Source organism: Cupriavidus sp. 05T313, assembly GCF_056396665.1.
The window spans coordinates 1-19,990 of the sequence record NZ_JBFTLX010000062.1; the positions used below are offsets into that span (position 1 = coordinate 1).

General features: G+C 65.2%; 18 protein-coding genes. 8 read left to right on the forward strand and 10 right to left on the reverse strand.

All coding sequences use genetic code 11. The features are described from left to right. From AC1DKD_RS15955 to AC1DKD_RS15975, 5 genes are all read right to left on the reverse strand, one after another. Positions 1-1,095 (reverse strand): FIST signal transduction protein (locus AC1DKD_RS15955; RefSeq protein ID WP_477143452.1); only part of this gene is annotated, 1,095 nt, incomplete at its 3' end. Positions 1,096-1,155: 60 nt separating this feature from the next. Continuing rightward, the gene (locus AC1DKD_RS15960) at positions 1,156-2,259 is read right to left on the reverse strand and encodes a dihydrolipoamide acetyltransferase family protein (protein ID WP_441633173.1); all 1,104 of its coding nucleotides are present in this window, start codon (positions 2,257-2,259) and stop codon (positions 1,156-1,158) included. A 20-nt stretch (positions 2,260-2,279) separates the two neighbouring features. Continuing rightward, positions 2,280-3,257: an alpha-ketoacid dehydrogenase subunit beta gene (locus tag AC1DKD_RS15965; RefSeq protein ID WP_441633171.1), complete on the reverse strand. Its 978-nt coding sequence runs from the start codon at positions 3,255-3,257 to the stop codon at positions 2,280-2,282. Then, positions 3,250-4,347 carry a pyruvate dehydrogenase (acetyl-transferring) E1 component subunit alpha gene (pdhA, locus tag AC1DKD_RS15970; RefSeq protein ID WP_441633185.1) on the reverse strand — a complete coding sequence of 366 codons (1,098 nt, stop codon included), beginning with the start codon at positions 4,345-4,347 and terminating at the stop codon, positions 3,250-3,252. The genes AC1DKD_RS15965 and pdhA overlap by 8 nt, the downstream gene beginning before the upstream one ends. A 102-nt stretch (positions 4,348-4,449) precedes the next feature. Then, complete coding sequence (locus tag AC1DKD_RS15975) at positions 4,450-4,767, reverse strand: hypothetical protein (protein ID WP_441633183.1); 318 nt, start codon at positions 4,765-4,767, stop codon at positions 4,450-4,452. A gap of 463 nt (positions 4,768-5,230) precedes the next feature. On the opposite strand from AC1DKD_RS15975, the gene AC1DKD_RS15980 reads away from it, so the two are divergent. The 5 genes from AC1DKD_RS15980 to AC1DKD_RS16000 all read left to right on the forward strand — a co-directional run bounded on the left by AC1DKD_RS15980 (position 5,231) and on the right by AC1DKD_RS16000 (position 10,289). Further along, positions 5,231-6,097 (forward strand): IclR family transcriptional regulator, encoded by an 867-nt coding sequence (locus AC1DKD_RS15980; protein ID WP_051648864.1) that lies wholly within the window; start codon positions 5,231-5,233, stop codon positions 6,095-6,097. A 24-nt stretch (positions 6,098-6,121) separates the two neighbouring features. Next, complete coding sequence (locus tag AC1DKD_RS15985; protein ID WP_441633169.1) at positions 6,122-7,063, forward strand: dihydrodipicolinate synthase family protein; 942 nt, start codon at positions 6,122-6,124, stop codon at positions 7,061-7,063. 80 nt (positions 7,064-7,143) lie between these two features. Further along, positions 7,144-7,848, forward strand: coding sequence for an SDR family NAD(P)-dependent oxidoreductase (locus AC1DKD_RS15990; protein WP_441633167.1), 705 nt, complete (start codon positions 7,144-7,146; stop codon positions 7,846-7,848). A gap of 164 nt (positions 7,849-8,012) precedes the next feature. Further along, entirely contained in the window at positions 8,013-9,185 is a 1,173-nt protein-coding gene (locus tag AC1DKD_RS15995) for a mandelate racemase/muconate lactonizing enzyme family protein (protein ID WP_441633165.1), read from the forward strand. A 141-nt stretch (positions 9,186-9,326) separates the two neighbouring features. Next, entirely contained in the window at positions 9,327-10,289 is a 963-nt protein-coding gene (locus tag AC1DKD_RS16000) for a Bug family tripartite tricarboxylate transporter substrate binding protein (protein ID WP_276290955.1), read from the forward strand. 16 nt (positions 10,290-10,305) lie between these two features. On the opposite strand, the gene AC1DKD_RS16005 is transcribed toward AC1DKD_RS16000, so the two are convergent. Further along, entirely contained in the window at positions 10,306-10,815 is a 510-nt protein-coding gene (locus AC1DKD_RS16005; protein WP_045236588.1) for an Lrp/AsnC family transcriptional regulator, read from the reverse strand. Between the two features lie 204 nt (positions 10,816-11,019). Between AC1DKD_RS16005 and AC1DKD_RS16010 the strand changes: the two genes are divergently transcribed. After that, complete coding sequence (locus tag AC1DKD_RS16010) at positions 11,020-12,036, forward strand: 1-aminocyclopropane-1-carboxylate deaminase (RefSeq protein ID WP_441633163.1); 1,017 nt, start codon at positions 11,020-11,022, stop codon at positions 12,034-12,036. Positions 12,037-12,365: 329 nt separating this feature from the next. On the opposite strand, the gene AC1DKD_RS16015 is transcribed toward AC1DKD_RS16010, so the two are convergent. Together AC1DKD_RS16015 and phnN are read right to left on the reverse strand one after the other, a co-directional pair. Next, positions 12,366-13,358, reverse strand: coding sequence for a tripartite tricarboxylate transporter substrate binding protein (locus tag AC1DKD_RS16015; RefSeq protein ID WP_441633161.1), 993 nt, complete (start codon positions 13,356-13,358; stop codon positions 12,366-12,368). A gap of 43 nt (positions 13,359-13,401) precedes the next feature. Then, positions 13,402-15,207 carry a phosphonate metabolism protein/1,5-bisphosphokinase (PRPP-forming) PhnN gene (gene phnN, locus AC1DKD_RS16020; protein ID WP_441633159.1) on the reverse strand — a complete coding sequence of 602 codons (1,806 nt, stop codon included), beginning with the start codon at positions 15,205-15,207 and terminating at the stop codon, positions 13,402-13,404. A 352-nt stretch (positions 15,208-15,559) separates the two neighbouring features. On the opposite strand from phnN, the gene AC1DKD_RS16025 reads away from it, so the two are divergent. Beyond that, complete coding sequence (locus tag AC1DKD_RS16025) at positions 15,560-16,105, forward strand: MarR family winged helix-turn-helix transcriptional regulator (RefSeq protein WP_441633181.1); 546 nt, start codon at positions 15,560-15,562, stop codon at positions 16,103-16,105. A gap of 101 nt (positions 16,106-16,206) precedes the next feature. Here AC1DKD_RS16025 and nadC read toward each other — a convergent pair whose 3' ends face one another. Then, positions 16,207-17,040 (reverse strand): carboxylating nicotinate-nucleotide diphosphorylase, encoded by an 834-nt coding sequence (nadC, locus tag AC1DKD_RS16030; RefSeq protein ID WP_441633157.1) that lies wholly within the window; start codon positions 17,038-17,040, stop codon positions 16,207-16,209. Between the two features lie 302 nt (positions 17,041-17,342). Then, positions 17,343-18,245, reverse strand: a complete 903-nt coding sequence (locus AC1DKD_RS16035) for a LysR family transcriptional regulator (RefSeq protein ID WP_441633155.1) — start codon at positions 18,243-18,245, stop codon at positions 17,343-17,345. Positions 18,246-18,352: 107 nt separating this feature from the next. Here AC1DKD_RS16035 and mdlC point away from each other — a divergent pair, with 107 nt between their 5' ends. Next, on the forward strand, positions 18,353-19,957 hold the full coding sequence (gene mdlC / locus AC1DKD_RS16040) for a benzoylformate decarboxylase (protein ID WP_477143453.1): 1,605 nt from the start codon (positions 18,353-18,355) through the stop codon (positions 19,955-19,957). Positions 19,958-19,990 lie beyond the last annotated feature (33 nt).

The window sequence follows — 19,990 nt, forward strand, 5'->3', positions numbered from 1 at the left end:
GGGCAAACCCCCCAACGCCTCCCGCACCATCTTCAACTCCGCCCCCGGCGCCCCAAAATGCGGCCCGCCCCTCCCCGAGCAACTGATATACAGCGCCCCCAGGGCATGGCCAGCCGCGCCGCTCTCCAGTTCAGCCCGTATCTCGGTAGCCACGCGCACCAGATCCGCCCGCGCCGCGGCGGGATTGCGCGTGCAGAACGCCAGCCGCATTCCGTCCTCCACCACATCCGCCAGCGCCAGCACCCCATGCTGCATGTCCACGCCGAGCACATGCCGCACCAGCGTTTCCACGCCGAACCTGCCGGGCACGCTGGGTGCATCGTCGCCCCCGGTGCTCAGGCCCACCAGCGTGGCGGACAGTACGCTGGACAAGGTTTCCTCCGGCACATCGCCGCCCAGCCCCAGGTCTTTCAGGACGCAGTCGAGCGCGGGTTCGCCGTCCAGTTCGAACAGCAGGTTATGCGCGGCACGGGTGACGATACGCACCGGCCCGATCGGCTTGCAGCCCTGCGTCACCCGCGAGATCAGGCCGATCCCGGCGTCGAACAGCACACCCGACAACCCGCCGGAGAAGACACCGTCGGCGATGTGCAGGGTGCGGTTGCGCGCCGATGACAGGCCGCCAAACAGGTAGCCGGTGGCGGTGCGCTCGCTCAGTTCGTGCAGCAGGTCCTGGACATCCGGCGTGCTGCCTTCGGCATGCACCAGCGCGGTATGGGGCACGAAGGCGGAGGAGGCGGGGGGCAGCGGCTGCAGCCCGGAGAACAGCCTGAACGCGGTGGGCGGCAACGACGCCGCCATCAGCACCATGGCGGGCTCGTCGATGTACTCGACGCCGCCCGCGCAGACGCCCACGCCGGCCGTACCTACCCAGGCCACGCCTGGCCAGTGTTCCCGCAGCGCGGTGAGTATGTCCTCGGCCGACGGCGCGTAATAGTCGCTGAGGTAACACCACCCGAGCGTGAGCGCGGCGCCGCCGCCCGGCGCTGCCTGGCGGGCCGCCAGTTGCGCGTCAAGTTGCGTCCGGCACTGGGCCAGCGCCTCCCGCCAGTCGTCATGGGCTGCGTGAGCATGGATGAAAGAAGCATCGGACATGGTCGCTCCGCGGCCAGGCCGGCAAGCTGCCGGGCCTCGGCCTGCAAGATGTGTTCTGGCCTATACCGGCAAGGCCAGGTCGGCAATCACCGCGGCCAGGAAGCGCGCGGCTTCGCCGCCCGTGACCACCCGGTGATCGAAGGTAAGGCTGAGCGGCAGGATGCGGTGCACCGCAGGCACGCCGCCGGATGCCACCACCGCGTCGTGGATGCGGCCGGCGCCAAGAATGGCCACCGTTGGCGGCACCACGATGGGCGCCGCGTACTTGCCGGCGATCATGCCGAAGTTGGACAGCGTGATGGTGTTGCCGCGCATTTCCTCGGGCGCGATCTTGCGCGCGCGCACGTCCGCGCGCATGCGGTCCAGGCCGCGCCGCAGGTCGGCCGCGTCGCGGTTGCCGGTGTCGCGCAGCACCGGCACGAACAGGCCTTCGGGCAGGTCTACCGCGATGCCTACGTCGATCCGCTTCGGGACATGGCGGCGGCCGGTCTGGCTTTCGTACCAGGCATTGAGGCCGGGTTCGGCGCGGCATCCGGCGACCAGCGCGCGCACCAGCCGGATCGTGGTGTCGGTGCCGGGCGCCCAGGCGTGGATGTCGGCATCGTCGATCACGGTCGCCGCCGCGACCTCGCTTTGCGCGCGCGCCATGTTCTGCGCCATCGCGCGCCGCACGCCGCGCAAGACTTCCGGCGGCCCCAGGTCCGCCAGCGTCGCGGCCACGCGCCGCACGTCGGCGGCGGTGATGACGCCATCCGCGCCGGAAGGGGTGATCATCGCCAGGTCCACGTCGAGTTGCCGCGCCAGGGCGCGCACGGCTGGCACTGCCCGCACCGCGCCGCCGCCGCGGCCCAGGGCGGCGGGCGCTTCCGCGACCACCTGCGTGCCCACCTTGACGTCGCCCACCACCGCGCCCGCATCCTCCGGCTCGCCCGCGCCTTCGAAGCCGGCCAGCGGCGCGCCGAGATGCACGATCTCGCCGGCCGCGGCAAACAGCCTGGCGACCTGTCCGGCGTAGGGAGAGGGAATCTCGACGATGGCCTTGGCGGTCTCGACCGAAACCAGCGGTTGGTCGGCGGCCACCGTGTCGCCGGGCTTGACGTGCCACTCGGTGATCTCGGCTTCCTGCAGGCCTTCGCCCAGGTCGGGCAACTTGAAGATTTTCATCGAAGCTCCCAGGAACGACTTCAGGCGGCCATGGCCCTGCGCGCCGCGTCGGCAATCCGCGCCACGCTGGGCAGGTACTGGTATTCGAGCCTGGCCATCGGCACTACCGTGTCGTAGCCGGTGACGCGCTGCACCGGCGCGGACAGCGAATACAGCCCGGCGTCGGCCAGGTTCGCCGCGATCTCGGCGCCAAAGCCGGCGCTGCGCGGCGCTTCGTGGACGATGACGCAGCGGCCCGTTTTGCCGACCGACTCCAGGATGGTGCCCATGTCGAGCGGCTTGAGCGTGGCGACGTCGATGACGGCGGCGGAGATGCCTTCGTCCAGCAGCAGGTCGGCGGCGGCCTGCGTCTCCTGCAGCATCGCGCCCCAGCTCACCAGCGTGATGTCGTCGCCGTCGCGCAGCGTGAAGCAGACATCGAGCGGCAGCGCCTCGCCGTTGTCCTGCACCTCCTGGCGGAACAGCCGGTAGAGCCGGGTCGGTTCGAGGAACACCACCGGGTCGGGGTCGCGCATGGCCGCCAGCAGCAGGCCGTAGGCACGCGCCGGCGACGACGGGATCACCACCCGCAGGCCCGGCATATGCGCGAACATCGCCTCGGGACTCTCCGAGTGATGCTCCGGCGCGTGGATGCCAGCCCCGAAAGGCGAACGCAGCACCATCGGGCAGCTCAGCCTGCCGCGCGTGCGGTGGCGCAGGCGACCGGCGTGGTTGATGATGTGGTCGATGGCGGGGTAGATAAAGCCGGTGAACTGGATTTCCGCCACCGGCGCCAGGCCCATCGCCGCCATGCCGACGGCGGCGCCGGCGATGGCGGACTCGGCCAGCGGCGTGTCGATTACGCGCTGCGCGCCGAAGCGCGCCTGCAGCCCGGCCGTCGCGCGGAACACGCCCCCGTTGACGCCGATGTCCTCGCCCAGGAGCACCACGCGCGGGTCGTGCTCCAGTTCATAGGCCAGCGCATGGTTGACGGCTTCGACAAGATGGATTTCAGCCATGATCGCTCTCGCTTGCCGGCGCGTTCGGTGCGAAGCGCCGCGCCGTGTCCACTTGCGTATCCAGCGCTTCGGGCAGGCTGGCATAGAGGTAATCGAACATTGCTGCCGTGTCCGGCGGGGGGATCGCCAGGTAGGCCTCCACCGCGGCGGCAACCTCGCCCGCGCAAGCCTTGGCTAGCTGCTCTTCGCGCGCCGCGTCCCAGGCGCCCAGCCGCAACAGGTAGTTGCGCAGCCTGGCAACCGGTTCGAGCAGCCAGTGCTGCCTGACCTGATCGCTTTCGCGGTAACGCGAGGCATCGTCGGCCGTGGTGTGGTCGCCGAGCCGGTAGGTGATCGCCTCGATCAGCGTGGCCCCGCCGCCGGCGCGCGCCCGTTCGAGCGCTTCGAGTGTCATCTGGCGCACTGCGACGACATCGTTGCCATCCACCTGCAGGCCGGGGATGCCGGCCGCGATGGCCTTTTGCGCCAGCGTTTGCGCGGCGGTCTGCTGGCTGCGGGGCATGGAGATGGCCCACTGGTTATTGTTGACCACCAGCACCAGCGGCGCGTGCCAGGCACCGGCCATATTCATGCCTTCGTAGAAATCGCCTTTCGAGGTGCCGCCGTCGCCGAGCAGGCAGACCGCTGCGCGCGGCTCCGCGCGCAGCTTCATGGCATAGGCGATGCCAGCGGCATGGCAGACCTGGTTGGCGATGGGCACGCAGTTGGGGAAGTCATGCGGCGCCGCCGCAAAGAAATTGCCGCGCTCGTCGCCGCCCCAGTACAGCAGGCTCTCGGTCATCGAGACGCCGCGCTGGAACTGCGCGGCATGATCGCGGTAGGACGGCACCAGCACGTCCTCCGGCCGCATCGCGCTGGCCACGCCGACGCCGACTGCCTCCTGGCCCAGCGCGGAGGCAAACGTACCGATCTGGCCGGTGCGCTGCAGTGCAATGGCCTTCAGGTCGAACTGGCGCGTCAGCACCATGGCCCGGTACAGCGGCACCAGCGCCTCGGGATCGAGCGCAAAGGCCGGTAGCGCCTGGGTCGGCTCACCTTGTGGGTCGAGAAACTGCGTGTACCCGATTTCGAATGTCGCGACGGTCGCCATGGCATGCCCTTTGTTCTTGTGTTCCAGTGGTTGCACTGGGGGCTGTCTTCTTCCGGTGCGCGTCCCGGCCACGAGCCACGATGCGCATGCTCCAACTGCGATTCAGTGTTTGGGGCCTTTCATCGCCTCGGCTTCCATGGCCGCGATCCGCTCCTCGCCGGCCTCGATCGGATCCATCTCGTCGTCGACCGCACCCGCCGCGCGCTCGGCGGCCGCTTTCCCTTCACCGTCGTCGGGCTCGAAGTCCTCGTCCTCGTTGCTCGGCGGCCGCAACATATCCGCGAGCATCGCGGCCAGCTCAGGTGTATCCCATGGCGCACTACGTTGTTTTTGCTTCTTGATGTAGTGCCTGACTTCCGCATCCTGTTCCGGGGTCAGGGGAAGACCACGGAAGGTGCGTTGAGGGTCAATGCCGTCCATCATGCCACTCCGGAGGGTTGTCTCGTTTTCAGTGTAATCCTATTGCAGTGGTTGGGGCGATTGAGGGGAGTGCGGCAATGTGGGGTAACGTCCGGTAGCTTGCAGCCTGACCTGTCTTACCTCCAAGATCTGTTCCTGGTGAAAACCCTAGGAAAATCGGGCTTGCTCATGCACGGAAGCGAGGGCTAAACTATTTCATATAGCGAATACAAGTTCGCAATCCGAATAAACAACAAGGGTCCCCAAGACCCGGACAGGAACAAGAGGTGCCGTGATGCGGCGCCTTGTTTCAGATTTAAGTTGCGAATAAAAATTCGCAATCCGAATTCCAAAGGGCCGGCCGCGATGCCGGCGTTCATCCACCAGTCATGAGCGAGGGCTTTCCTCTGTCAGTTCAGCGAATTAAAATTCGGAATCCGAACTCAAGCCGGGTTCGCACCTGAACTAACCGTGGAGATTGAAAATGGCTACCGAGAACCCTGTCCGTTCCGCATCGAAAGCAAGCAGCGCGGGCGACGCATCCAAGAACACGGTGCAGTCGCTGGCGAAGGGCTTCCGCATTCTCGAAGCGTTCTCGGCCCAGGAGCCCGAACTCACCATGGCGGAAGTGGCGCGGCGCTCCGGGCTGGACAACGCGACCGCCTTCCGCTTCCTCAACACGCTGGTGGATATCGGTTATGTGCAGCGCGTGCCGGACACGCGCTTGTTCAGGCTGTCGCTGAAGGTGCTGGACCTTGGCTTCGACGCCATCGCCCATTCCGACCTGCGCACGCGGGCAAGGCCGATCCTGCGCGCGCTGGTGGGGGAGATCAACGAAGCCGCTTCCATCGGCGTGCTGGATGGCCCGGATGTGTTGTACGCCGAGCGTATCCAGGCGGGCCTGACGCGGCTCGGCGTGGATATCCGCATCGGCAGCCGGGTGCCGGCTTATTCCACCGCTGTTGGTTACGCCATCCTGGCCTGGCTGCCCGAGGACATGCAGGCCCGCGTGCTGGATGCCCAGCCGCGGCAAAAGCTGACCGACCACACGCTGACCGATCTCGGCACCATTCTTGAACGCCTGAAGACCGTGCGCGCCAAGGGTTATGCGCTGTCGGACCAGGAGACTGTATCGGGCCTCTACGTGGTCGCCGCCCCGGTGCTGGATGTCGACGGCGTGCCGGTTGCGGGCCTGAGCGTGGCGGCGCCGGCGATGAACACCTCGCTTGAAGATTTCGAATCGACCACGGCCCCGGCGGTAGTGCATGCGGCCACCGAACTGGCCCGTGCGTTGCAACCCTCCGGAGGATTCATTCCTCCCACCCTGACCACCACCGTATTGCGCAGATAGCGCAAGCCTTACCAGGAGACGAACGTGTCTGATATCAATTTCCGCGGCATCATTCCCGCCATTGCAGTCCCCTTCAATGCGGACTACAGCATCAACGAACCGGAGTTGCGCCGCTTCTCCAGGTGGCTGGGCGGGCAGGAGGGCGTGACCGCCCTGATGACCAATGGCCATACCGGTGAAGTCTTCTCGCTGACCCCGCGCGAGCGCGCCGAAGTGACCCGCATCACCGCCGACGCCACCAAGGGCATTTGCCCGGTGATCTCGTCGGTGGTCTGCGAAGGCATCAACGATGCCGTGGAGCAGGCGGGCTGGGCCAGGGAAGCCGGGGCCGCCGGACTCGATATCATGCCGCCGCATCACTGGCTGCGCTTTGGCTTCAAGCCGGAACACTGCCTCGATTACTTCAACGCCATCGGCAAGGCCAGCGGGCTGCCCCTGGTGGTGCATATCTACCCCGCCTGGACGCGCGGCTCCTACTCGTCCGAACTGCTCGCCGAACTGGCAAAGCTGCCTTATGTGAAGGCCTTCAAGATGGGCGAGCGCGAGATGAACAAGTACGCGCGCGATATCAAGGAAATCCGCGCCGCCGATCCCACCAAGGTGCTGATGACCTGCCATGACGAATACCTGCTGGCGTCGCTGGTGCAGGGTCTCGACGGCGCGCTGGTCGGCTTTGCCTCGCTGATTCCCGGCCTGATCAACGATCTGCTCAAGGCGGTCAAGGCTGGCGACCTGCATGAAGCGATGCGCGTGCAGGCCCTGATCAATCCGCTCAAGGACGCGGTGTATGGCGCCGGTGAACCCACGGGCGAAGCGCACGGCCGCATGAAGGCCGCCATGGCGCTGGCCGGCATCCTGAGCGATGGCACCGTGCGCCCGCCGACCCATGCCCCGTCGGCCGCGGAACTGGCCGCCATCAAGGCCGCGCTGGAACAGGCCGGCATCACCCAGAAGGCCGTAGCCTGATCCTGAACGGGTCCGGCCTCGCGCCGCGCAACCAGCGCGCGAGGCCGGGCCGCCAGCAACTGCATGTCAAAGGGGCTTCGATGAGCCAATCCATGCAAGCCGACGCGCCACTCGCAAGGCATGCCCTTGTCACGGGCGCCAGTTCCGGCATCGGCGCCGCCATCGCCCGGCGCTTGCTGTCCGCGGGCTGGCGGGTGACCGGTCTTGACCGCGCGCCGGCGGAGAGCGCCGAGCGCTTCAGTGCGATCGAGGTAGACCTGACGGACGCGGTGAAACTCGCCGCCGCCGTGGCCGCCCTGCCGCGTGTCGACGCCATCGTCCATGCCGCCGGTTATATGCGCACGGCGGTTCTCGGCGAACTGAAGGCCGGGGACGGGGAGGGCATGTGGCGCATCCATGTGGAAGCCGCCGCCGTGCTGGCTAACGCGCTGGTGCCGACATTGCCGGATGGCGCCCGCATCGTGCTGATCGGCAGCCGCACGGCGGCGGGCGCGCCGGGGCGCAGCCAGTACGCAGCGACCAAGGCCGCGCTGGTGGGCATGGCGCGCTCATGGGCGGCGGAACTGGCGCCGCGCGGCATCACGGTCAATGTGGTGGCGCCGGGCGCCACCGAGACCCCCATGCTTAACGATCCCGGCCGCAAGGGCACGCCGCCGCGCACCCCGCCCATCGGGCGCTTTATCCAGCCCGGCGAAGTGGCCGGGATGGTGAGCTTCCTGCTCGGCCCGGATGCCGGGGCCATCACCGGCCAGCAGATCGTGATCTGTGGCGGCGGCTCGCTGTAGGGCGCCCGGCCGATATATCGAATTACCGAAGCATTCAAGACACCGAAGACACCGAACACCGAACACCGAGCACCGAACACCGAACACCGAACACCGAACACCGAACACCGAACACCGAACACCGAACACCGAACACCGAACACCAAAGACACTGGAGACAAGCAATGTCCGTCCGCATCATTGACGTCCGCGAAGTGACGAAACCGATTTCGTCGCCCATCCGCAATGCCTATATCGATTTCTCGAAGATGACGAGCAGTCTCGTCGCCGTGGTGACCGATGCCTTCCGCGACGGCAAGCGCGTGATCGGCTATGGCTTCAACTCCAACGGCCGCTACGGCCAGGGCGGGCTGATCCGCGAGCGTTTCGCGCCGCGCATCCTGGCGGCCGATCCGGCTTCGCTGCTGGACGACGCAGGCACCAACCTCGATCCCAATCGCGTGTGGGCAGCCACCATGTCCAACGAGAAGCCCGGCGGCCACGGCGAACGCTCGGTGGCGGTCGGCACCATCGACATGGCGGTGTGGGATGCGGTGGCCAAGATCGCCGGCAAGCCGCTGTTCCAGTTGCTGGCGGAGCGCCACGGCGTCAAGGCCAACCCGCGTGTCTTCGTCTATGCCGCAGGTGGTTATTACTACCCCGGCAAGGACCTGTCCGCGCTGCGCGCCGAGATGCGCTCCTACCTCGAGCGCGGCTACAACGTGGTCAAGATGAAGATCGGCGGCGCCAGCCTGGAAGAAGACAGCGCGCGCATCGAGGCCGTGCTGCAGGAGATCGGCACCGACGCGCAGCTCGCGGTCGATGCCAATGGCCGCTTCGACCTGGATACCGCCATCGCCTACGCCAAGATGCTGCGCGACTATCCGCTGTTCTGGTACGAGGAGGCTGGCGACCCGCTGGACTACCACCTGCAGGCCACGCTGGCCGAGTATTACCCCGGCGCCATGGCCACGGGCGAGAACCTGTTCAGCCACCAGGACGCGCGCAACCTGATCCGCTATGGCGCCATGCGCGCCGACCGCGATTACCTGCAGTTCGATTGCGCGCTGTCCTACGGCCTCGTCGAGTACGAACGCACGCTGGAAGTGCTGAAGACTTTCGGCTGGTCGCCCAGCCGCTGCATTCCGCATGGCGGCCACCAGATGTCGCTCAATATCGCAGCCGGCCTGGGTCTGGGCGGCAACGAAAGCTATCCCGACCTGTTCCAGCCCTATGGCGGCTTCCCCGATGGCGTCAAGGTGATCGACGGGCACATCACCATGCCGGAGTTGCCGGGCATTGGTTTCGAGGGCAAGGCGGATCTCTATGCGGAGATGGCGGCGCTGGCGCAGCCTTGAAGATGCGCCAGAGCCGTTTGAAATGACGGCGGCGGTTGCTCCCTCTCCCCCTCAGGGGGAGAGGGAGCAAACCTGAACCGTGCACCCGGACAAAGAACCGCCCTCAAGGGGCGGACCTGCAGTCGAGACAGGAGACAAACAATGCTGTTCCATCGATTCTTCCGCTGTGCCGCGGGCGCGCTGCTGCTGTGCGCCGCCGCCGCTTCCGCGCAGACCTACCCGAACAAGGCCGTGCGCGTCATCATCCCGTTCCCGCCCGGCGGGCCCACCGACACCGTTGGCCGCATGCTGGCGCAAAAGCTGTCCGAGCAGACCGGGCAGAGTTTTATCGTCGACAACCGGCCCGGCGGCCAGGGCATCATTGGCGCCGATGCGGTGGCCAAGGGGGCCGCCGATGGCTACACGCTGCTGTTCAGCGCCTCCACCTTCACCACCACGCCGATGACACTGAAATCGTCTCCCTACGACGTGACGAAGGATTTCGTGCCGATCGCGCTGGTCGGCAAGGGCCCGCTGGCCGTGTCGGTCAACAAGAACCTGCCCATCAAGAACATCAAGGAACTGATCGCCTACGCACAGGCGCACCCGGGCAAGATGTCGTTCGCGATCGGCTCGCAGGCCTCCGCCGGGCATTTGTCGACGGAACTGCTCAAGCGCACGAGCAAGATCGATTACCTGGTGGTGCCGTACAAGGGCTCGGCGCCTGCCTACCAGGACCTGATCGGTGGCGCCATCGACGGCTTTATCGATCCGGTGCTTGGCGCCCTGACGTACCACAAGAGCGGCATGGTACGGGTGGTCGCGGTGACTTCCAAGGAGCGGCTGCCCTCCATGCCCGATGTGCCAACCGTTGCCGAGACCGTGCCGGGCTACGAGTTCTACTCGTGGTACGGGCTGTGGGGCCCGGCCAAGCTTCCGCCGGAAGTGATCAAGCGGATCAACGCCGAGGTCAACAAGGCATTGGCTTCGGACCTGCGCACCAGGCTGGCCGAACAGGGCTACCTGTTGTCGCCCGGCACGCCGGAAGACTTTGCGCGGTTTGAAAAGGAAGATATGGCCCGTTCCGCCAAGATCGTCGCGGAAGCGAAGATCCGCGCGGAGTAGCCCACCCCGCGGCGCTTCAGATCGGAAACTGCGTCGTCGACAGCACCTGCTTGAGTACCATGAACGAGCGTATCTGCCGGACCCCCGGCAGGTACAGCAGTTGCTCCGCATGGAGGCGATTGAAGCTCTCGCTGTCCTTGGTCCGCAGCATCATGAAGTAGTCGAATTCGCCCGTCACCACGTGGCACTCCATGCATCCGGAGACCTTCTGGGCGGCCTTCTCGAACTCCGAGAAGGATTCCGGCGTGGACCTGTCCAGCACCACGCCGATCATCACCAGCATCCCCGCGTCGAGCGCGGCGGGGTTCAGCAGCGCCACGATGCCACGAATCAGTCCGAGTTCCTTCAGCCGCTCCACGCGCCGCAGGCACGCTGGCGGGCTCAGGCTGACCTTGGCTGCCAGCGCCACATTAGAGACGGACGCGTCGCGCTGAAGCGCGCGCAGGATGGCTTTATCGGTGCGGTCCAATGCCTCGGAAAGTGGCGCGGAATGCTCTGATTTGGTGCGCAATTTTGTTTCGTCCATGGCTATTTCTAAAAAATAAACAGGTCAAAAAATTGGATCGATATTTTTTATAGTGCATAAACAGAACGATATTTGCAACCATGTTTCGCGCATTTTTTTCTAGGATTGAGGCCATGCAGCATCAACGAAAGGCGGTTCCACATGCCAGTGTTCTTCGCCAGTCTTGATGCCTGGATCCCCGCCCTCAACCCAGGAGTCGCCAGCATGAATCTCAAACGCTTTCCCCGCCACCAACTGACGTTCGGACCCACGCCCATCCAGCCGCTGAAACGACTCGGCGCACATCTCGGCGGCAAGGTCGACCTCTATGCCAAGCGCGAGGACTGCAACAGCGGCCTGGCGTTCGGCGGCAACAAGACGCGCAAGCTCGAATACATCATTCCGGACGCGCTCGCCCAGGGGTGCGACACGCTCGTCTCCATCGGTGGCATCCAGTCGAACCAGACTCGCCAGGTCGCCGCCGTGGCGGCGCATCTCGGCCTGAAGTGCGTGCTCGTGCAGGAGAACTGGGTGAACTACTCGGACGCCGTCTATGACCGCGTTGGCAATATCCAGATGTCGCGGATCATGGGCGCCGACGTGCGCCTGGTCAGCGATGGTTTCGATATCGGGATCCGCAAGAGCTGGGAAGATGCCATGGAAAGCGTGCGCCAGGCCGGCGGCAAGCCCTACCCGATTCCGGCAGGGTGCTCCGAACATCCGCTGGGCGGCCTGGGTTTTGTCGGCTTCGCCGAAGAAGTGCGCGCACAGGAGGCCGAACTCGGCTTCAAGTTCGACTACATCGTGGTCTGCTCGGTCACCGGCAGCACGCAGGCTGGCATGGTGGTCGGCTTCGCGGCCGATGGCCGGGCCAACCGCGTGATCGGTATTGACGCATCGGCCAAGCCGGAGCAGACCCGTGCGCAGATCCTGCGCATTGCGAAGAACACCGCGCATCTGGTCGACCTCGGCCGGGATATCACCGGCGAAGACGTGGTGCTCGACACGCGCTACGGCGGGCCGGAGTATGGCTTGCCGTCCGAGGATACGCTCGAAGCCATCCGGCTGAGCGCCAGGTTCGAGGGCATGATGACCGACCCGGTCTATGAAGGGAAATCGATGCAGGGCATGATCGACATGGTCCGCCGCGGCGAATTCCCGGAAGGCTCCAAGGTGCTCTACGCCCACCTGGGCGGCGCCCCGGCGCTGAGTGCTTATAGCTTCCCGTTCAGGAACGGCTGAACCCGCCTGCGCACTTGCCTGCGCACGTGACGATCTCCTTGATGTATCCCCTTGATGCCGGTCGTTCAACGCCGGAATCAAGGGGCGCCTGATCGGCAGCACGCCTGGTCTCGCTTTGCCCCCGTCTGCCCCGTCGCTCAATCACACGAGCAGCGAGTGAACGTGGTTCTACGAAGCGTTTCGATCAGCGCGGGCGGCCAACGTCATCACGGATGGCTTCAGGACGCAGGGACGAACGCGCTCTCACGAGGGCTGGCTTGCGCCCGTGTGGCAACGATGTAAAACGGGGAATGGGGGGAGCTGCCTGCTTTGGCCGGTTCCCCGGACGATCAGTCCACGAGCAGATTGATCTTTGTCGCGAATTTCTGCCAGCGATCGATGTCGGTGGTGACCAGCTTCTGGAATTCGGCAGGCGTACTCGTGGTCGAGGCAAAGCCGAGTTGTGCCAGCGAAGCCTTGATCTCGGGCTTGGCGATGGCCTTGGCGATTTCCGTGTTCAGCTTTTGCACGATCTCGGGCGGCGTATGCGCCGGGGCGAGGATGCCGAACCACTGTTCTACGTCATAGCCGGGGACGCCAAGCTCGCTCACACTCGGCACGTCGGGCAGGAACGGTGAGCGCGCCTTTGACGTGACGGCCAGCGCACGTAGCTTGTTGCTCTTCAGGTAAGGCATCGTGTTGGTCAGCGTGTTGACGCTGACGTCGGCCTGGTTGCCAAGCACGTCGGCGATGGCGGGCGCGCAACCTTTATACGGCACATGAAGCATCTCGATTTTTGCCGAGACCTTCAGCAATTCGCCGGCCAGATGCTGCGGCGTGCCGTTACCGCACGACGCATAGCTTGGCGGCGAGGCACTCCTGCCCGCCGCCAGCAAGTCGTTAAACGTGCGGATATGCGATTGCGATGGCACGGAGATCACCGAAGGCACCGAAGCGAATGTGATGACCGCGCTGAAATCGGACTTCGGATTGAACTGCAGCTTCTTGAAGATGCTCGGGTTGATGGCGAAGCTGCTATTGACGATTAGCAGCGTGTAGCCATCGGCAGGGCTCTTGGCCACGAACTCGGCGCCAATATTGCCGCTGGCGCCGGGCCGGTTGTCGACTACCACCGGTTGGCCCAGCGACTTGCTCATGTCGGTGCCGATCAGGCGCGCGAGTGTATCGGTCCCGCCTCCGGCCGGAAACGTCACCACCATACGGATGGGCTTTTGCGGGAAGGTACTCGCGATATTGGCCTCGGCGCGCCCGGGCAGGGTGCTCAGGCTGCCTGCGACAAACAGAAGCGATGCCAGACTGCTGACGACGGATAGGTGTCTCATGGATATGCCTTGTCGGTTAGGGTGAGGGAAAGGGAAGGGTTGGTCAATCGGGGTCTATACGCACTGCCTGGTGGCACTCGCCACCGACGCGGACTAGTGCCGCGGCCGCCCTAAGTGCTTCAGCCGAGTCGGCGTGGATGCGGTAGAGGGGCTGCCCCGGCGCCACTTGTGCGCTGATCGTGCACAGCAGGTCGATGCCTGCACCGGCATCGCGCGGTGCCCCGGCAGCACGCGCCACACCGGAAATTTGCAAGCCTTCTATGGCCGTCACCTGTCCCTGCGTCGTGGCAGCCACTACCTGCGTATGCGCACCCGGCACCACTGGATCGGGGCGAACGCCCTGCGCGGCGGCGATGCGATCGAATGCGGCCTTCGCCTTGCCTTCGTTCAGAAGTGCTGTTGCAATTCGCATGCCTTGTTCGGGCGAGCCCACGCGGGGATCGAATGCGATGATTTCGCCGGCAAAGCGCAGGGCCTTCTCGCGCAAATCTGCGGGCGCATCGGGATCGTTGTCGAGCACCAGGCGGACGTCGCGCACTTCCAGTGCGGGGCCAATGCCACGGCCGATCGGGCGGCTGCCGTCCGTGACCAGCGCGCGTACGTGCAGGCCCAGTCCCTTGCCGACGCGTTCGAACAGTGCGCCAAGCGCTTCGGCGTCGGCGCGTGTTGCCAGCTTGGTCTCCGGCCCGTAGGGCAGGTCGACGATGACGTGGGTAGCGCCGGCAGTGTATTTTTTCGACAGGATCGACGCTACCGACCATCGGCGCGAATCAAGGCGAAGTGGCCGGGTGATTGCGTTCATGACATCGTCGATCACGGAATGGTTCAGATGTCCGTTCCACGCAATGCATGCGCGTGCCTGAGCTATGCACCGGCGCACATCCTCCTGCGTCAGGTCTACACGTGCGATTGTTTCCATTGCATCGGCAGTGCCGGCGGCAGAGGTGATTGCGCGCGACGATGTCTTGGGCATCGCCAGACCGTAGGCCGCGACTATCGGCACCACAATCAGCGTGATGCGGCTGCCGGGAACGCCACCCATCGAATGCTTATCGACGACAAGCGGCTCGTCCCAGTCGATACGGGGTGTGAAGGCCGTACGTGCGCGTGCCAGTGCCACCACTTCGTCGTCCGTCAGCGTCTGGGTTGCGGCAATGAGGAACTCTGTCAGCTCTGCCTCGGTGTACCGTCCGGCAATTGCATCTTGCAGCACAGCGGCGTAGGCAGCTTCGTCGAGCGGCTGACCGCGCAGCTTGGCCATCAGGTTGGCGCGGCTGGCCGGCTGTTCGGCGGAGGATGCCTCGGTGCTATTTCGCAGAGCGCCGACAAAGCGTGCCATTCCCACCTCCAGCGTGCTGTCATTTGACACCGTGATACACGAAACGCCTGGTGGCACCGGTGCTCCCGTTCGTGCAACGCGTTTGGCAACCTGGTCGCCCGACTCGCGCCCGCGCGCTGCAATGCGCTGTGCAAGCACACCATGCGGTGCCGTTACCAGGACGACCACGAAACGTGGTAATCGGGCGGCAAGCTCCGCGATGACGCCGCGCGAGCCATTGGCCACGACATTCCGCCCGCGGTCGAGCTCGAGCAGCAGCGACATGGGCAAGCCATAGCGGAGACCGTGCGCATCCCAAGTTGCCAAAAACTCGCCGCTTCGCTCACGTCGTGTGAACTCGGTATCGGAGACGCCCTCGTGCTCTTCGCCCGCTGACCCGCCAGGACGCGTGATAACGCGCCGTGCAAAAACATAGTCGTCACCGAGCGTTGCACGTGCACCGTCGATCAGGGAGTCCTTGCCAGCGCCACTGGGCCCTACAACAAAAAAGAATGTGCCGGTCGCTTTCATAATTACCTTAGATGTCGAAGTTATACGGTTATGCTAGCACCGGCCATAAGGGTGTCAAGAGATGTTCGATGTCTAAGCTAATGCAAGCAATGGGCCAACGCCCGCAAATCCAGTGTGTACGCGGGATTCGTGTGCTTGTAGGGGAAAACACGGACAAACGGTGTGCGCGGTGGTGGTGCCCCATGCAGTGATTGAGCGCATGGTGCACTAATGTAGTGAACGCTACATGGAGATGCCGGGAAGCCAGGGACGGAGTGTCGGGCGTGCGATCGCCAGAGGCGCTATCATGTGCGCTGTCGCTCGCACCGATTCGCCGGTGTCGTATGTATACGTTTCATTTTCGGTCAAGACTATGGCTACAAGAAAGCTGGGTACTCCGGTCACAATCAGCCCTTCGGATGAGGCCGATGAAGAACGGCTCGCCCACTTGGTGAAGGACGCTGCCCGCGCCTATATCCGGGCGCTACAACTGCGCCTGGCGGAACATTCTGTGTCGTACGGCCACTGGACCATCCTGCGCATCCTTTGGCGTCACGATGGTCTGTCGCAACGAGAGTTGAGCGAACGGGCCGGTGTGACCGAGCCGACCACGTTTGCGGCAGTCAAGGCGCTGGAGGCGCTGGGCTACGTAGAACGTACGCATCTCCCCGGTAACAAGAGAAAGGTGCACGTGTTCCTGAGCAAGACCGGAAGCGCTCTGCGCCGCAAGCTGGAGCCGCTGGCTACGGAGGTGAATGAACTTAGCGTGGAGGGTGTGAGTGAAGACGACGTGCGGACCACGCGCCGCGTGCTGATTACGATCGCGGAGCGATTGGTGGCTGACGAAGTCGCCTCGGCCGAGCATGGCCGGCGTGTTCCCTCTACGCAGGAAGTGGGGCGGCTGCTCTCGGATCTGTAGACGGCACCCTTATGCAAAAAAAACTCGCCGGGCCGGCCGGCGAGTGTGAAGCACTCGGTAGAGGGTGCGAATCGTTATATGGGAGCCAGGCTCCGCAGGTGTCAGGCTTCGTCGAGACCGATATCAACGGCAGGGGCGGACTGTGTAATCTTGCTCGTGGAAATGTAGTCCACGCCTGTTTCCGCCACGGCTCGGATCGTTTCCAGGCGGATGCCGCCCGAAGCCTCGACCTTGGTGCGGCCATTGACAATCTGCACGGCTTCCTTCATGTCGGGCACCGACATGTTGTCCAGCATGATCACGTCGACACCGGCTGCCAGTGCCTCGTGCACCTGTTCCAGCCGATCGCATTCCACTTCCAGCTTGGTCAGCACGGGGAGCTTCCGGCGCACGCGTGCCACGGCGGCAGCAATGCTGCCACACACGGCGATGTGGTTGTCCTTGATCATCACGCCGTTGTCCAGGCTAAGCCGGTGGTTCAGTCCACCGCCGCAGGTAACCGCGTGCTTTTCCAGTGCGCGCAGGCCCGGCGTGGTCTTGCGGCTGTCGATCAGGCGAGCCTTGGTATGCGCGATGGCTTGGGCATATGTTGCCGTGTGGTTGGCGATGCCGCACAGCCGCTGCATGATGTTCAGAGCGGTGCGCTCAGCTGTCAGGACGCTTCGCGCATTCCCGCTCACATTGATGAGCACCGCGCCTTTCTCAACCTTGTCGCCATCGGCGACCCGCACATCGATAGCCAGCGTGGGATCGTAACGGGCGAAGATTCGTGCTGCCACGCCGATACCAGCGATGATCATCGGTTCGCGGGCGTTCATGCAGAAGGTGCCGGTCTCTCCCGGTTCGATCATGGTCTGGACCGTCAAATCGCAGATCCCGATGTCTTCGGTCAGCCAGAGGTCGATCAGCTTGTCAGTGGCAAAGATGTCGTACATGTAAAGGCTCCTAAAGGTGGTTGCTGTACCCAGAGATCTTAGAGATCGAAGTACATGGCGTAATACTAGCGGTTGCCTGCGTCTTGTCAAGAATTATTCGAGATCTAAGATAAATTAGGCGAGCGCATGCACTCTAGCGCCGTCGACCGCACATGGAGGGACTGGGGCGCCCGGCTCGGCCGGGAGTTGAAGGGGCGTGAGATGAGCGAGCTGTGTGGCGCTCTGCTTTGGCGGCAGCTCCGGGCGGGCAGCGGCCTGATCATGGCCGGCGATATGGCCAGGTCGATTCAGGCGCAGGCCGGTCAGGCCGCGGTCAGCTGGCGCAGCGCTTCCAGCAGCTTGACCGCTGGGCCTGGCAAGATGCCCTGACGCCGGCGGAACGCCGTCAGCGTGCGCTTGCCGACCCCGCCCGGAATGTCCAGGATATCGATCACGCCGGCCTTGCGCTCGGCGTCGACCATCGGCTCGGCCATCCAGCTCAGGAATCCCGAGCGTGCAACCAGGCTCTTCAATGCGGTAACGGAGCGCGTTTCCACCACGATATTCGGCAGGCCCAGCCCCTGGGCTGCAAACACGTCCCGCATATGCTCGAACGGGCCGGTGCCCCTGGGCGGGATGGCCCACTGCTGTTCGAGCGTGTCGGCCAGGCATAGTCCCGGCTTGCGCCGCAGCGGATGGTCCGGCGCCGCCACCACGTAGCTGCTGTCCTCCCAGCGGCAATCGGCGATGGCCTCGATTTCGTCAGTATCGGGCGCGCGGATGCTCAGCGCGAGATCGATCTCATGCCGGATCAGGCCCTCCGCCAGGCGGTCCCACACGCCTTCCGTAATCTCCACCCGCAGGTTTGGCCACGCTTTGGTCACCCGGCCGACCGCCAGCGGCAGCACCAGGCTCGCAATGCTGCCCACCGCGCCCACCTTGATGGTCCCCTTGGCCAGCCCCCGCATGGCATCGATCTCCTCGCGCGCATGCTCGGCCTCGCGCTGCAGCAAGGCGGCATGCGGCAGCAGCGCGCTACCTACCGCCGTGAGCTGCATGCCTTTGGAGTGCCGCTCGAACAGCGGGGCGCCCAGTTCGTCTTCCAGGCGCTTGATCGCGCGGCTCAGCGCGGGCTGGGTGACATGCAGCGCTTCGGCCGCGCGGCCCAGGCTGCCGCTGGCGACGATGGTGGTGAAGGCCTTCAGTTGTCGCAGATCGAAAGTCATGCGCAAACGTAATGCCTTTTTATGGAAAAGGCAATATTCAAGTAAGGGTGGGGCGCCGATACTTTGCGAATCGTTCAATCGACTCAACCGCTTCATTGGGAGAAGGCATGACCGGTAGTACCAACTCCGTTGCAGGTTCCGCGGCCATCACCGTGCGCGACGCCGTGATCGACCTGCTGCGCCAGTTCGGCATCACCTCGGTGTTCGCCAATCCCGGCTCGACCGAACTGCCGATGTTCCGGGATTTCCCCGCCGACTTCCGCTATGTGCTCGGCCTGCAGGAGGCGGTGGTGGTGGGCATGGCCGACGGTTTTGCGCAGGCCATCCGGAACGCGTCGCTGGTGAACCTGCATTCGGCGGCGGGCGTCGGCAATGCGATGGGCAACATCTTCACCGCGTTCAAGAACCGCACGCCGATGATTGTCACGGCGGGCCAGCAGGCGCGCTCGATCCTGCCGTTCGATCCCTTCCTGTCGTCCACGCAAGCCACCGAGCTGGCCAGGCCGTACGTCAAATGGAGCATCGAGCYGGCACGCGCCGCGGATGTGCCGCTGGCCATGGCGCGGGCCTATTACGTGGCGATGCAGGAGCCGCGCGGCCCGGTGCTGGTGTCGATCCCGGTGGACGACTGGGACCAGCCGGCCGAGCTGGTGGCTGCGCGCGCGGTCAGCGCCGAGGTGCGGCCGGACCCGGTGGCGATCGGGCGCATCGGCGCCCAGCTGGATGCCTGTGAGTGTCCGGCCTTTGTCGTCGGCGGCGCAGTCGACCGTGCCGGCGCCTGGGACGAGGTGGTGCGCCTGGCCGAGACGCACAACGCGCGCGTCTATGTGGCGCCGATGTCCGGGCGCTGCGGCTTCCCTGAAGACCATCGCCTGTTCGGCGGCTTCCTGCCTGCCATGCGCGAGAAGATCGTCGGCCAGCTGGGCGGGCACGACCTGATCCTGGTACTGGGCGCGCCGGCCTTTACCTACCATGTGGAAGGCGCCGGTCCCCATGTACCGGCCGGCGCAACGCTGTACCAGCTGATCGACGATCCCGCCATCGCGGCCTGGACACCGGTGGGCAGCTCGGTGGTGGGCAATATCCGGCTCGGCGTGCTCGACCTGCTGGCGCGTCCCGCGCCCGGGGCGCGCCCGTTGCCCGCCCCGCGCCAGCCTCGTCCGCGTGCCGAACCTACGCGGCTGATGTCCACCGCCTACGTGCTCCAGACCCTGGCCGAGGTGCGCGATGCCGCCGACATCGTGGTGGAGGAAGCGCCCAGCGCGCGTCCCGTCATGCAGGGCTACCTGTCCTTCACGCAGAGCGGCACCTTCTACACCATGGACAGCGGGGGCCTGGGCTACGGCATGCCCGCCGCCGTTGGCGTGGCGCTGGCGCGGCCGGGGGCGCGTGTCGTCGCGCTGATCGGCGACGGCTCCAGCATGTACTCGATCCAGGCCATCTGGAGCGCGGTCCGGCTCAAGCTGCCGATCACCTTCGTGATCCTCAACAACGCGCGCTACGCCGCGCTGCAGGATTTCGCGCCGGAGTTTGGTTTTGCACCGACTGATCCGGTGCAGGGCACGGACCTGCCGGGGATCGATTTCGTGGCGCTGGCGAAAGGCATGGGCTGCGAAGGCGTACGCGTGCGGGACGCTGCGCTGCTGCGCGACGCGCTGGCCGACGGGCTGCGCTCGCCGGTACCGAAGCTGGTTGAAGTCGAGGTTGCCTGAAACACAAACCTGACCCRCAGGAAAGCAAGCCGC